The 13,732-nt window shown below is 59.1% G+C and carries 12 protein-coding genes; 9 read left to right on the forward strand and 3 right to left on the reverse strand.

Annotation, left to right across the window (positions count from 1 at the left end; genetic code table 11):
• Nucleotides 1-5: 5 nt before the first annotated feature.
• The 3 genes from C2E19_RS27420 to C2E19_RS27430 all read left to right on the forward strand — a co-directional run bounded on the left by C2E19_RS27420 (nt 6) and on the right by C2E19_RS27430 (nt 2,280).
• Complete coding sequence (locus tag C2E19_RS27420) at nt 6-482, forward strand: thioesterase family protein (protein ID WP_129395842.1); 477 nt, start codon at nt 6-8, stop codon at nt 480-482.
• A 24-nt stretch (nt 483-506) separates the two neighbouring features.
• Complete coding sequence (locus C2E19_RS27425) at nt 507-1,670, forward strand: gamma-butyrobetaine dioxygenase (RefSeq protein ID WP_129395843.1); 1,164 nt, start codon at nt 507-509, stop codon at nt 1,668-1,670.
• Between the two features lie 346 nt (nt 1,671-2,016).
• Entirely contained in the window at nt 2,017-2,280 is a 264-nt protein-coding gene (locus C2E19_RS27430; RefSeq protein ID WP_016983943.1) for a hypothetical protein, read from the forward strand.
• Nucleotides 2,281-2,386: 106 nt separating this feature from the next.
• Here C2E19_RS27430 and C2E19_RS27435 read toward each other — a convergent pair whose 3' ends face one another.
• Both C2E19_RS27435 and C2E19_RS27440 read right to left on the reverse strand, forming a co-directional pair.
• Nucleotides 2,387-3,490 (reverse strand): GlxA family transcriptional regulator, encoded by a 1,104-nt coding sequence (locus tag C2E19_RS27435; RefSeq protein WP_007949927.1) that lies wholly within the window; start codon nt 3,488-3,490, stop codon nt 2,387-2,389.
• Nucleotides 3,491-4,039: 549 nt separating this feature from the next.
• Nucleotides 4,040-5,416: an L-serine ammonia-lyase gene (locus tag C2E19_RS27440; RefSeq protein ID WP_129395844.1), complete on the reverse strand. Its 1,377-nt coding sequence runs from the start codon at nt 5,414-5,416 to the stop codon at nt 4,040-4,042.
• Nucleotides 5,417-5,853: 437 nt separating this feature from the next.
• On the opposite strand from C2E19_RS27440, the gene C2E19_RS27445 reads away from it, so the two are divergent.
• The 3 genes from C2E19_RS27445 (at nt 5,854) to choV (ending at nt 8,888) form a co-directional block, all read left to right on the forward strand.
• Nucleotides 5,854-6,801: a choline ABC transporter substrate-binding protein gene (locus tag C2E19_RS27445; RefSeq protein ID WP_129395845.1), complete on the forward strand. Its 948-nt coding sequence runs from the start codon at nt 5,854-5,856 to the stop codon at nt 6,799-6,801.
• A 66-nt stretch (nt 6,802-6,867) separates the two neighbouring features.
• A complete protein-coding gene (gene choW / locus C2E19_RS27450; RefSeq protein WP_129395846.1) occupies nt 6,868-7,713 on the forward strand; it encodes a choline ABC transporter permease subunit in 846 nt (281 codons plus the stop codon).
• The gene (choV, locus tag C2E19_RS27455; protein ID WP_053124583.1) at nt 7,710-8,888 is read left to right on the forward strand and encodes a choline ABC transporter ATP-binding protein; all 1,179 of its coding nucleotides are present in this window, start codon (nt 7,710-7,712) and stop codon (nt 8,886-8,888) included. Before choW ends, choV begins: the two co-directional genes overlap by 4 nt.
• 249 nt (nt 8,889-9,137) lie before the next feature.
• Here the strand turns inward: choV and betT are convergent, their stop codons facing one another.
• The gene (gene betT, locus C2E19_RS27460; protein WP_129395847.1) at nt 9,138-11,135 is read right to left on the reverse strand and encodes a choline BCCT transporter BetT; all 1,998 of its coding nucleotides are present in this window, start codon (nt 11,133-11,135) and stop codon (nt 9,138-9,140) included.
• Nucleotides 11,136-11,261: 126 nt separating this feature from the next.
• Here betT and C2E19_RS27465 point away from each other — a divergent pair, with 126 nt between their 5' ends.
• From C2E19_RS27465 to betB, 3 genes are all read left to right on the forward strand, one after another.
• Entirely contained in the window at nt 11,262-11,480 is a 219-nt protein-coding gene (locus C2E19_RS27465) for a hypothetical protein (protein ID WP_129395848.1), read from the forward strand.
• 82 nt (nt 11,481-11,562) lie between these two features.
• The gene (gene betI / locus C2E19_RS27470) at nt 11,563-12,156 is read left to right on the forward strand and encodes a transcriptional regulator BetI (RefSeq protein ID WP_129395849.1); all 594 of its coding nucleotides are present in this window, start codon (nt 11,563-11,565) and stop codon (nt 12,154-12,156) included.
• An 88-nt stretch (nt 12,157-12,244) separates the two neighbouring features.
• The gene (betB, locus tag C2E19_RS27475; protein ID WP_129395850.1) at nt 12,245-13,717 is read left to right on the forward strand and encodes a betaine-aldehyde dehydrogenase; all 1,473 of its coding nucleotides are present in this window, start codon (nt 12,245-12,247) and stop codon (nt 13,715-13,717) included.
• Nucleotides 13,718-13,732: the final 15 nt, after the last annotated feature.

Genomic DNA, 13,732 nt, shown 5'->3' on the forward strand with positions numbered 1-13,732 from the left:
AAACCATGCCGCACCTCACCACCTACCAGACCAAAATCATCCCCGACTGGGTCGACTACAACGGCCACCTGCGCGACGCCTTCTACCTGCTGATTTTCAGCTACGCCACCGACGCCCTGATGGACCGCCTCGGCATGGACAGCAACAACCGCGAAGCCAGCGCAAATTCGCTGTTCACCCTAGAGCTGCACCTCAACTATCTGCACGAAGTGAAGCTCGATACCGAAGTCGAGGTACGCACACAAATCATCGGCCACGACAGCAAACGTCTGCATCTCTATCACAACCTGCACAAGGTTGGAGAAGAGCAGGAACTGGCCGGCAATGAACAGATGTTGCTGCATGTCGACCTCGCCGGCCCACGCTCGGCACCGTTCAGTGCCGACACCTTGAGTCGCCTACAGAGCATCGTCACCGAGCAGAAAGATTTACCCACACCCGCTTACATCGGCCGCGTTATCGCGCTGCCGCCCGCAAGGTAAATCCATCAATCGCAAGGAGCCGCCATGAACACCGCTACCGCAGTTGCCGACTTCCGTACATATCCGTTGATCAGCGCGCTAAGCGGCGTGCAAAGCTTCGCGGATCGCGTTGCCATCGAATGGGCTGACGGCCGAGCCAGCCCGTTTCACCACGTCTGGCTGCGGGACAATTGCCCGTGTGAACGTTGCGTTTACAACGTCACCCGCGAACAGGTGTTCGAGATTGTCGATGCCGCCGAAGAGCTCCAACCTACAGCTGCACATATCGATGCAGATGGCTGCCTGCGCATCGACTGGCAAGATGGCCACCTCAGCCGCTTCGATCCCGGCTGGCTGCGCGCCCATGCTTATGACGATGAATCCCGCGCCGAACGTCTGGAAGCCAAACCGAGAAGTTATTTGTGGCGCAGCGATTTGCAGTTGCCGGTCTTCGACTATTCGACGCTGATGAACGACAACGCCGCCCTGCTGCAATGGATGATCGCCATCCGCGACATCGGTCTGACGCAAGTGCGCGGCGTGCCCACCGAACCTGGTTCGCTGAAGCTCATCGCGCAACGTATTTCGTTCATCCGCGAGAGCAATTTCGGCGTGCTGTTCAACGTGCAATCCAAGGCCGATGCCGACAGCAATGCCTACACCGCTTTCAACCTGCCATTGCACACCGACCTGCCGACTCGCGAGCTGCAACCGGGCCTGCAATTTCTGCATTGCCTGGTGAATAACGCCGAGGGTGGCGAGAGTATTTTTGTCGATGGCTTTGCGATTGCCGATGCCTTGCGCAGTGAAGACCCGGCGGCGTTTCAGGCGTTGTGTGAGATCCCGGTGGAGTTTCGCAACAAGGATCGCCATAGCGACTATCGCTGCCTGGCGCCGATCATCGCCTTGGACGCTCTGGGCAGAGTCGCCGAAATTCGCATGGCGAACTTTTTGCGCGGGGCGTTTGATACGTCGGTGGAGCAGATGCCGGTGTTGTATCGGGCGTATAGGCGATTTATCGCGATGACTCGCGAGCCACGGTTTCGCCTGATGCAGCGACTCAATGCGGGCGAACTGTGGTGCTTTGATAATCGCCGCACGTTGCATGCGCGCAATGCGTTTGATCCGGCGACCGGAGCGCGGCATTTTCAGGGCTGCTATGTCGACCGGGATGAGTTGTTGTCGCGGATCCTGGTGTTGCAGCGCTAGACCGTAAAAAGATCGCAGCCTTCGGCAGCTCCTACAGGGAAACGCATTCCAATGTAGGAGCTGCCGAAGGCTGCGATCTTTTGCTTTTCACCAGTCCAAAAAAAGCCCCGATGCAAGCCGTGACAGGATCGGGGCGCAAGCTACTGTTGAGGAGCTGCCGTGCGAGGGTGACCAAACCTTCGTGAAGCGAGCTGAGACCAGTGTGCCCACTCCCCTTTCTATCGAGTTAGCCGAAAACGACCTGTTCATAGTCGTCCCAGCCACGCTGACAAAACGCCCTTGCCGTGCCCGCCCGGGCCTTACAGAATCAAACCAAGACCTCCGTTGCCACAGAAGGATTTGCGTGATGATGTACGCCGATTTGATTGACCAGGAAGATCTGTTGGGCCAGCTCAAGGCATTGGGTATTCAAGTGCCCAGCGGCACGACCGCCGATCAGGCTTGCGAGTGCGCAGTGCGCGGTCTGGATAATGTTCGTGCGTTTGAACTGCGCAAGATGGTCAAGGACATGTACACCAGCGGCGCCAGCATCCAGCCGGCGGTGCGGCAGGCGATCGACAAACAGTTGTTGCCGGCACTTGCGGACTACCAGCAAAGCCATAGCGCCTGACAGACCCTCTTCGCGAGCAAGCCCGCTCCCACATTCGACCGCGTCCGTCCATGAGAACGCGGTCGAATGTGGGAGCGGGCTTGCTCGCGAAGAACGATGACTCGGTCTACAGCCTTACGCTGGCAAACGTCGACTCATTGCGCGCCTGACTCAACGCCGACATCGGCCCCGACAGCGGCGACATCACGATCGCCTGCGGCAGCGGCAGCATCGCCACTTGCTGGGTGGTGTTGGAGCCTACGCGCTCGTCACGCGGAGGAATGCCGAAGTATTCGCGGTAGCACTTGGAGAAGTGCGGCGTGGAGACGAAACCACACACCGACGCCACTTCGATGATCGACATCGGCGTCTGCTTGAGCAGTTGCCGGGCGCGGATCAGGCGCAGCTTCAAGTAGTAGCGCGACGGCGAACAGTGCAAATATTTCTGGAACAACCGCTCCAGCTGTCGACGCGACACGGCGACGTATACCGCCAACTCATCCAGGTCGATCGGCTCTTCCAGATTGGCTTCCATCAGCGCGACGATTTCCTGCAGTTTCGGCTGATTGGTGCCGAGCATGTGCTTGAGCGGCACGCGCTGGTGATCCTGCTCGTTGCGGATGCGCTCGTAGACAAACATCTCAGAGATCGCGGCGGACAGTTCACGACCGTGATCGCGGCTGATCAGGTGCAGCATCATGTCCAGCGGCGCGGTGCCGCCAGAGCTGGTGAAACGGTTACGGTCAAGGGTGAACAGACGCGTGCTCATGGCCACGCGCGGAAAAGCTTCCTGCATCGCCGCCAGACACTCCCAGTGCACGCTGCAATCGAAACCGTCGAGCAATCCGGCGCAGGCCAGCGCCCAACTGCCGGTGCACACGGCGCCGAGGCGCTTGGACTGACGCGCCTGGCTTTGTAGCCACGAGACGTGTTCACGGGTAACGGTGCGTTGAATGCCGATGCCGCCGCAGACGATCACGGTGTCGAGTGGCGGGGCTTTGTGCATGGAAGCGTCGGGAGTGATTTGCAGACCGTCACTGGCCCACACCTGGCCGCCATCGACGGTAAGAGTGCTCCAGCGATACAGCTCGCGACCGGACAATTGGTTGGCCATGCGCAGGGGTTCTACTGCGGAGGCCAGAGAAATCAGCGTGAAATTGTCCAGCAGCAGAAAGCCGATGGATTGAGGCGCACGGTTCTGGGGTTGGGCCCCGGAGTTGAACGACGTCATCGCGGTATCTCCTCACACAAAGCGGGTGATGGCCTCAGGCGGAGGCTCTTGTTATTGCCAGCGTTCTCGCGTGGGAGACGGGCTTTGTTATGACAGAGCAAATGCCATGCCTAAAATTGGATGGCCGTTCAATAACTCCTGAAAACGACGTCGCGACGTGTCTATACGAGCCGTCCGACGAAAGGTATTTCGAAGTGCCATCAGCGGCGAGGAAAGCGCGGTTCAGGAGGGTGTGAGCAAATCGGTAGCACTTGTGGGAACTGGCCTGCGCGCGGTTTACGGGGAGTGTCACCGCAAGCACGGGTGACGGACGGTAGAAGGGCTGAGCGCGTGTAACAGGTGGGAAAGACTCTTATCTGATTGCGACGCGCTAAAAGGTGGCGTGTTTGATTGGGTGTGTTCACTTGACGAGCAATTTTGACTGGTCTGGCGCCTTCGCGAGCAAGCCCGCTCCCACAGTGGATCTCCAGTGGACACAAAATTTGTGAACACCAGGTTCCAATGTGGGAGCGAGCCTGCTCGCGAAGAATTCACCTCGGTGTCACTGATTCAGCACTCAACCGCGCTGACCGCCAGGCCACCCCGCGAGGTCTCTTTATATTTGTCATGCATGTCGGCACCGGTATCGCGCATGGTGCGGATCACCCGGTCCAGCGAGATAAAGTGCTGACCATCGCCACGCAACGCCATCTGCGCCGCATTGATCGCTTTCACCGCCGCAATCGCATTGCGCTCGATGCACGGCACTTGCACCAGGCCACCGACCGGATCGCAGGTCAGCCCGAGGTTATGCTCCAGGCCAATCTCCGCTGCGTTGCACAACTGCTCCGGCGTAGCGCCAAGAATCTCCGCCAGCCCCGCCGCCGCCATTGCGCACGCCGAGCCGACTTCGCCCTGACAGCCAACCTCGGCGCCGGAGATCGAAGCATTCTTCTTGCACAGAATCCCCACCGCCGCCGCACTCAGGAAGTAGTCGACCACGTTGGCGTCCGTCACCGCCTCGCTGAACTTCATGAAGTAGTGCAACACCGCCGGAATGATCCCCGCCGCACCATTGGTCGGTGCGGTCACCATGCGCCCGCCCGCCGCGTTTTCTTCATTAACCGCCAGCGCAAACAGGTTGACCCACTCCATGGCGCTGAGGGTCGAGCCGATCACATTGGGCTTGCCCAACTCCTGCAGACTGCGGTGCAACTTCGCCGCGCGCCGACGCACATTCAAACCGCCGGGCAGGATGCCCTCATGTTTCAGCCCCTGTTCGACGCAATCCTGCATCGCCCGCCACAGCTTCATCAGGCCGGCGCGAATCTCTTCCTCACTGCGCCAGACTTTTTCGTTGGCGAGCATCAGTTCGGCGACGCGCAGGTTGTTCTCTTTGCACAGCTCCAGCAGCTCAACCGCGCTGGAAAAATCATAAGGCAATTCAGTGCGATCCAGATCGACAACACCACTGGACGCCTGCTTCTGATCCACAACAAAGCCGCCACCCACCGAATAGTAGGTGTCGCGATGCAATTCGCCGTGATCGCCCTCGGCAACGATCGTCATCGCATTGGGGTGGAATGGCAGGTTTTCATCGATCAGGCGCATGTCCCGTGCCCAGACAAACGGCACCGACAAACGACCATCCAATAAAAGTGTGTGTGTTTCGCGCAACGCCTGAATGCGCGGGCCGATTTGCGCCGGGTCGATTGCGTCTGGCCACTCGCCCATCAGGCCCATGATCACCGCGTTATCGCTGCCGTGACCGATACCGGTGGCCGACAGCGAACCGAACAACTGCACCTCGATCCGCCGCACCTGCTCCAGTTGATGCTTGTCCCTTAGCGACTCGACGAACAACGCCGCCGCGCGCATCGGCCCGACGGTGTGGGAACTGGACGGGCCGATGCCGATTTTGAACAGGTCGAAAACGCTGATAGCCATTGCTGCAGAGCTCCTGAGGATGCCGGTCCGGAACGCAAAAACGCCCGCTGGCGGAGCTGCTACGCTCAAGCTGCGATCCGCCGGAATGCCCGCATCATCAGGCTTTTGTCGGGGCGCACGGCGTCTGACACCGACGCACTCATGTCCACCAGCGCCGCGCCGTTTTCGTCCCGGTTTTTCGCCGTTTTTGTGCGGCTCAGAGGGCTGATCGGGGCAGAAAAAAGCTGTAAACGACGTCACTGACACTAGATACGACCATCCCTGTACTGGATACGACCCCCCCTGTAGGCGTCAGATTTTCACTGGTACATGATCGTTATGACTCGATTGCAAGGCGCCGTGGTAGAGCTGTCTCCAGAACGCCATCCAACCGCAACCTATAAGTGCGGTGGTCCACAGTCGGAACACTGCCAAAAAAAACACCAAGGAGTCCATCCATGAAAGGTTCCCCGTCGTTGTTGTTGGCCGCCATGCTGAGTCTGCCGTTACTGGCGCAAGCTGCAGAACCGGCGCAGTGCAGTACCGTTAACTTCTCCGATGTCGGCTGGACCGACATCACCGCCACCACCGCGACCACCTCGGTTGTCCTCAACGCCCTCGGCTACAAGACCAAGACCACCATGATTTCCGTGCCCGTGACCTACAAGTCGCTGGCGGACGGCAAGAACATGGACGTGTTCCTCGGTAACTGGATGCCGACCATGGAAAACGACATCAAGGCCTACCGCGACGCCGGCACCGTGGAAACCGTGCGCACCAACCTCAAGGGCGCCAAGTACACCCTCGCCGTGCCGCAAGCCCTGTATGACAAAGGTCTGCACGACTTCGCCGACATCGCCAAATTCAAGAAAGAACTCGACGGCAAGATCTACGGCATCGAGCCTGGCAACGACGGCAACCGCCTGATCCAGAGCATGATCGACAAGGATGCCTTCGGCCTGAAATCCGCCGGTTTCAAAGTCGTCGAATCGTCGGAAGCCGGCATGCTCTCGCAGGTTGACCGCGCGCAGAAACGCGACACCGCCGTGGTCTTCCTCGGCTGGGCGCCGCACCCGATGAACAAGCGCTTCAAGATTCAATACCTGACCGGTGGCGATGATTTCTTCGGCCCCGATTTCGGTGCTGCAACCGTGGCGACCAACACCCGCAAGGGTTACGCCGAGGAATGCAGCAACGTCGGGCAGTTGCTGAAGAACCTGGAGTTCAACGTCGACATGGAAAGCGAACTGATGGGCAACATCCTCGACGACAAGATGAAGCCTGACGCGGCCGCCAAGGCCTGGCTGAAAAAGAATCCACAGGTGCTCGATACCTGGCTCGCTGGCGTGACCACCATTGACGGTAAACCAGGCCTGGAGGCCGTGAAAGCCAAGATTGCCCAGTAATCGCTTATGCCGAGGGAGCTTGCTCCCTCGGGCTGTTTATTTCCTTGCATGCGGACGTTCACTACCATGCTGATTGATCAGAAAATACCTCTAGGCCAGTACATCGCGGGCTTCGTTGAATGGTTGACGCAACACGGCGCCAGCACTTTCGACGCAATCGCCGTGACCCTGGAAACGATGATCCACGGCGTGACGTTTGCGCTCACCTGGTTCAACCCTTTTGTCTTGATCGGCCTCATCGCCCTGCTCGCGCACTTCATCCAGCGCAAATGGGGATTGACCGTTTTCGTCATCGCCTCCTTCCTGCTGATCCTCAATCTGGGGTACTGGCAGGAAACCATGGAAACCCTCGCACAGGTGCTGTTCGCAACCCTGGTCTGCGTGGTCATCGGCGTACCGTTGGGCATCGTCGCCGCGCACAAACCGATGTTCTACACGTTAATGCGTCCGGTACTCGATCTGATGCAGACCGTACCGACCTTCGTTTACCTCATTCCTACCCTGACCCTCTTCGGGCTGGGTGTGGTGCCGGGCCTGATCTCCACGGTGGTGTTCGCCATCGCTGCGCCGATCCGCCTGACCTACCTGGGCATCCGCGATGTCCCGCAAGAACTGATGGACGCCGGCAAAGCCTTCGGCTGCTCGCGTCGCCAATTGCTCTCACGGATCGAACTGCCTCACGCCATGCCGAGCATCGCTGCCGGCATCACCCAGTGCATCATGCTGTCGCTGTCGATGGTGGTGATTGCGGCACTGGTCGGCGCCGACGGACTCGGCAAACCGGTGGTCAACGCACTGAACACTGCTGATATCGCCCTGGGCTTCGAAGCGGGCCTGGCGATCGTACTGCTGGCGATCATGCTCGACCGTATCTGCAAACAACCCGACGCCAAAGTAGGGGGTGACGCATGAGCATAATTCGCTTCGAAGACGTAGACGTAATCTTCTCCAAGGATCCACGCGAGGCGCTCAAGCTGCTGGATCAGGGCATGACCCGCAACGAGATCCTCAAGAAAACCGGGCAGATCGTCGGTGTGGAAAAAGCCACGCTGGACGTCAACAAGGGCGAAATCTGCGTGCTGATGGGCTTGTCCGGCTCGGGCAAATCGAGTCTGCTGCGCTGCATCAACGGCCTCAACACCGTGAGCCGCGGCAAGCTGTTCGTCGAGCATGAAGGCAAGCAGATCGACATCGCCTCCTGCACCCCGGCCGAACTGAAAATGATGCGCACCCAACGCATCGCCATGGTCTTCCAGAAGTTCGCCCTGATGCCGTGGCTGACGGTGCGCGAGAACATCAGTTTCGGTCTGGAAATGCAGGGCCGACCGGAGAAGGAACGGCGCAAGCTGGTCGATGACAAGCTCGAACTGGTCGGCCTGACGCAATGGCGCAACAAGAAGCCTGACGAACTCTCTGGCGGTATGCAGCAACGTGTCGGTCTGGCGCGGGCGCTGGCGATGGACGCCGATATTTTGCTGATGGACGAACCGTTCTCGGCCCTCGATCCGCTGATCCGTCAGGGTCTGCAGGATGAACTGCTGGAACTGCAGCGCAAGCTGAGCAAGACCATCGTGTTCGTAAGCCACGACCTCGATGAGGCACTGAAGCTCGGCAGCCGCATCGCGATCATGAAGGACGGCCGGATCATCCAGTACAGCGTGCCGGAAGAGATCGTGCTGAACCCGGCGGACGACTATGTGCGGACCTTCGTGGCACACACCAATCCGCTCAACGTGCTGTGCGGACGCAGCCTGATGCGCACGCTGGACAACTGCAAACGCATCAACGGTTCGGTGTGCCTCGATCCGGGCGGTGATTCGTGGCTGGATCTGGCTGAAGGCAACACCATCAAGGGTGCGCGGCAGAATGGTTCAGTGCTGAACCTGCAGAACTGGGCGCCGGGGCAAGCGGTTGAAGGCCTGGAGCGTAAACCGACGCTGGTGGATTCGAACATCGGCATGCGCGATGCGTTGCAGATTCGTTATCAGACCGGCAACAAACTGGTGCTGCACGATAACAATCATGTGGTGGGGATCCTGGGCGACAGTGAGTTGTATCACGCGTTGCTGGGCAAGAACCTCGGTTAAGGCGGGATAAAAAAAGGGATCGCGGTGAGCGATCCCTTTTTTATTGGGTCAGGGAAAAGAGCCCCTCACCCTAGCCCTCTCCCGGAGAGAGAGGGAACCTACCGAGTTGTCTTTCGCTATACATCGACCTGAAAGATCAGAGTCGATTATGGATTCAGTGAAACTCGTTCAGGTCGACGTAGTTCTCAAGCATCCCGCAATCAGTCCCCTCTCCCCCCGGGAGAGGGTTAGGGTGAGGGGCTTTTGATCTTAGCTGTACACCCGGCCAAGGAGCTGCCGATGGCTTTCAAACTGATCGAGCACATCCCGCGTGATCTGATCCTGCGTGAAACCCATCAGGTCGTAATCCTGGCTGCCGTTGTGCAAATACACTTCAGCACGGTAGTAACGCTGGCGCGCTTCATCGGACTGGGCCGATTCGGTCGGGGTCGCCAGATAGCCGTCCAGGCTGACTTCATAGACGAAAGGGTTGCCCTCTTCCATCTCGACGCGCACGCCCATGCAGCGCTTGGATTTACCCAACAGCGTCTGCACTGTCAGACCCTGCGCACGCATCTGCGCGGTGGCATCTTCCAGCGCCGGGCTGACTTGCTTATCCATGAAACGCTGCACCACCGATTGGCTCGGTTGCAGGTCCAGTTGCGTCAGACGCTCGCTGAAACCGCGACGACCGCGCTCCGCCAGTTGCGCTTGCTCCTGTTCGATCTGCACGTCCTGGCGCATCGCCTTGTGCAGGCCGAACATGAAGAACACCAGCACCACCGAGAACGGCAGACCGGCCAGCACCACCATGGTTTGCATGGCTTCGAAGTTACCGGCGAACAACAGGCCGATGGTCACCAGAGTGATCACTGCCGACCAGAAAATCCGCAGCCAGTGCGGTGCATCTTCATCGACATTGCCGCCCTTGCAGGACAGATTCGCCATCATTACCGCGCCGGAGTCGGCCGGGGTCAGGAACAGCACGAAGCCAACGAAGATCGACACACCGATGACGACTTTCGACGCCGGGTAATGTTCAAGCAATTGATAGATCGCCATCGACGGCTGTTCCAGCGCCGTCTTGCCGAGCTCCACCGCCCCATGGTTCATCACCAGGTCCAGCGCCGAGTTACCGAAGATCGACAGCCAGGCCAAAGTGAAGCCCAGTGGAATCAGCAGCACGCCGGCGACCAGTTCACGCACGGTACGACCACGGGAAATACGCGCGATGAACATGCCTACGAATGGTGCCCAGGAAATCCACCATGCCCAGTAGAACAGCGTCCACAGGCCCATCCAGCGCTCGGACTTGGCGTTGTCGCCTTCGTACACATAAAGGTCGAAGGTTTTCAGCACGATGCCATTGAGGTAATCGCCGATGTTCTGCACGAAGCCGTTGAGCAGGTGCAGGGTCGGGCCGAACAGCAGGACGAAAATCAGCAGACCGCTGAACAGCACGATGTTCAGGTTGGACAGACGGCGGATGCCGTTTTCCACACCGGACACGGCAGCGATGGTCGCCACGGTGCTCATCACGATGATCACGATCAAAAGGTTAGTGTTGCTGTGTTCCATGCCGAACAGGTTTTCCAGTCCCGACGACACTTGCAGCGAACCGATCCCCAGGTTCGTCACCAGACCCAGCAGGGTCACGAACATGCCGAAGCCGTCTACCGCGTGACCGGCCGCGCCTTTGACCCAACGCTCGCCGACCAGCGGATACAGCGCCGAACGCAGTGCCAGCGGCTGGTTATGACGGTAAGCAAAGTACGCCACGGCCAGACCGACCAGTGCGTAGATCGCCCAGCCGTGCAGGCCCCAGTGCAGGAACGTCAGTTGCACGGCCTGACGCGCGGCCATGTTGGTGGCCGAGGCGCCTTCCGGCGGATTGAAGTAGTGATCCAGCGGCTCGGACGCGCCGAAGTACAGCAGCGAAATACCGATACCCGACGAGAACAGCATCCCCGCCCAGGCGCCGTAACTGAAATCCGGGGTGTCATCCTTGCTGCCCAGTTTGAGTTTGCCGTACGAGGAAAACGCCAGGCCGACGACAAATACCAGGTAGGCGGCGATCACCACCATGTAGTACCAGCCGAAGCTGCGCGACAACCAGGCCTGAGCGATACCCAACAATCTGCCGGCCTCTTGCGGGGCGATAATCAGAATGGCGGTCAACAACAGAATCAGCGCGGTAGAGGTGTAAAACACCCAACCGTTGACCGTCACCTTCTCGGGCGGGGTCTTTATAAGCGAGGCAGAACTCATGGCACAAATGCTCCAGGCAGTGCGAGAGAAGAACACAAGGCAACACGGAACCCGACCAATCGGTTAGTTGGCAGCCGACCGGCGGGTGATATAAAGACATCCCGAAAAAAGCCCGAACCTGCCGAAATGGCGCTGCGAATCGCTTTCGTGGCCGAAGGTGCGGACGTTCATCCGAAACCTGGCCCTGAGCGTCTTGCCCTTTCAACACGTCCATCGAATCGCGAACCGCGCCATGCCCCACGCAGGTTTCAAGCATTTTCGGATGTCGGTTTTATCGCCACTTACAAGCAGGAAAAATCTGTAGACAGCGACGATTTGTCGCAGATCTTATTCTTTGTTGATTGAACGTTCAATCAAAACAAAATAGACTGGCCCTCAATCCGATAGGCGTCATTCGCCGCTCGGAAGGCCTAAGGAGATGTGCAAGATGCCCAAGGTCGGTATGCAACCCATCCGCCGCCAACAACTGATCGAAGCCACTTTGCAGGCGGTCGATCAGGTCGGAATGGGGGACGCCAGCATTGCGCTGATCGCCCGTTTGGCCGGTGTCTCGAATGGCATCATCAGTCATTACTTTCAGGACAAGAACGGCCTGATTGCCGCCACGATGCGGTATCTGATGAACGTCCTCAGCGAGAACGTCACCCTGCGCCGCCAAGCGCTGGCAGATGACAGCCCACGGGCGCATCTGCAGGTGATCATCGAAGGCAACTTCGACGCCAGCCAGGTCAATGGCCCGGCAATGAAAACCTGGCTGGCCTTCTGGGCCACCAGCATGCACCAGCCGTCTTTGCACAGGTTGCAGCGGATCAACGATCACCGTCTGTATTCCAACCTGTGCTGCGAGTTCCGCCGTGTGTTGCCGCTCGAAGATGCGCGCACCGCAGCGCGTGGCCTGGCAGCGTTGATCGACGGCTTGTGGTTGCGCGGCGCTTTGTCGGGAGACGCTTTCGACACGGCGCAGGCGCAACAGATCGCTTACGAATACATGGATTTCCAATTGGCCAAGAAGGTGAGCTAGAGCACACAGAAAACGCTCGGCCCCTGAACGCCACCGCAGCCTCACCGCGGTGGTCAACGCCAACCACTAATGCACTTGCGAGGACACTATGGCCCGTTTCGAACTGCAAAAACTCTACATCGATGGCGCGTACTCCGACGCTGGCAGCGATGCCACCTTCGAAGCCATCAACCCGGCGAACGGTGAAGTCCTCGCCCAAGTGCAACGTGCGACCAAGGAAGACGTCGAGCGCGCTGTGGTCGCTGCTGAAAAGGGCCAGAAAATCTGGGCCGCAATGACCGCCATGGAGCGTTCGCGCATCCTGCGTCGTGCCGTCGACATCCTGCGCGAGCGCAACGATGAACTGGCCGCGCTGGAAACCCTGGACACCGGTAAATCCTTCTCCGAAACCAAGTACGTCGACATCGTTACCGGCGCTGACGTGCTGGAATACTACGCAGGCCTGGTGCCGGCGATCGAAGGCGAGCAGATTCCACTGCGTGACACTTCTTTCGTCTACACCCGTCGCGAGCCGCTGGGCGTTGTCGCCGGTATCGGCGCGTGGAACTACCCGATCCAGATCGCGCTGTGGAAATCCGCGCCAGCCCTGGCTGCCGGTAACGCGATGATCTTCAAGCCAAGCGAAGTCACCTCGCTGACCACTCTGAAACTGGCCGAGATCTTCACCGAAGCCGGCTTGCCAAACGGTGTGTTCAACGTACTGACCGGCAGTGGCCGTGAAGTCGGCACCTGGTTGACCGAGCACCCGCGCATCGAAAAAATCTCCTTCACCGGCGGCACCGACACTGGCAAGAAAGTTATGGCCAGCGCTTCGGCTTCGTCGCTGAAGGACGTGACCATGGAACTGGGCGGCAAATCCCCGCTGATCATCTGCGACGACGCTGACCTCGATCGCGCTGCCGACACCGCGATGATGGCCAACTTCTACAGCTCCGGTCAGGTCTGCACCAACGGCACTCGCGTGTTCGTACCGGCGCACCTGAAAGCCGCTTTCGAAGCCAAGATCGTTGAGCGCGTTGCCCGCATCCGCGTCGGCAACCCGGAAGACGAAAACACCAACTTCGGCCCACTGGTCAGCTTCGCGCACATGGAAAGCGTGCTGGGCTACATCGCCAAGGGCAAAGAACAAGGCGCCCGCGTACTGTGCGGCGGCGACCGTCTGACCGACGGCGAATTCGCCAAAGGCGCATTCGTCGCACCGACCGTGTTCACCGATTGCACCGACGACATGACTATCGTTCGTGAAGAAATCTTTGGCCCGGTGATGGCGATCCTCTCTTACGAAACCGAAGAAGAAGTGATCCGCCGCGCCAACGACACTGACTTCGGCCTGGCTGCCGGTATCGTCACCAAAGACCTGAACCGCGCGCACCGCGTGATTCATCAACTGGAAGCCGGTATCTGCTGGATCAACGCCTGGGGCGAATCCGACGCAAAAATGCCGGTCGGCGGTTACAAGCAGTCGGGTGTTGGCCGTGAGAATGGCATCAGCTCGCTGAACAACTTCACCCGCATCAAATCGGTACAGGTCGAGCTGGGCGATTACGTTTCGGTGTTCTAAGAACCGAGATTTGCA

The organism is Pseudomonas sp. DTU12.3 (genome assembly GCF_004124275.1).
Classification (GTDB): domain Bacteria; phylum Pseudomonadota; class Gammaproteobacteria; order Pseudomonadales; family Pseudomonadaceae; genus Aquipseudomonas; species Aquipseudomonas helmanticensis.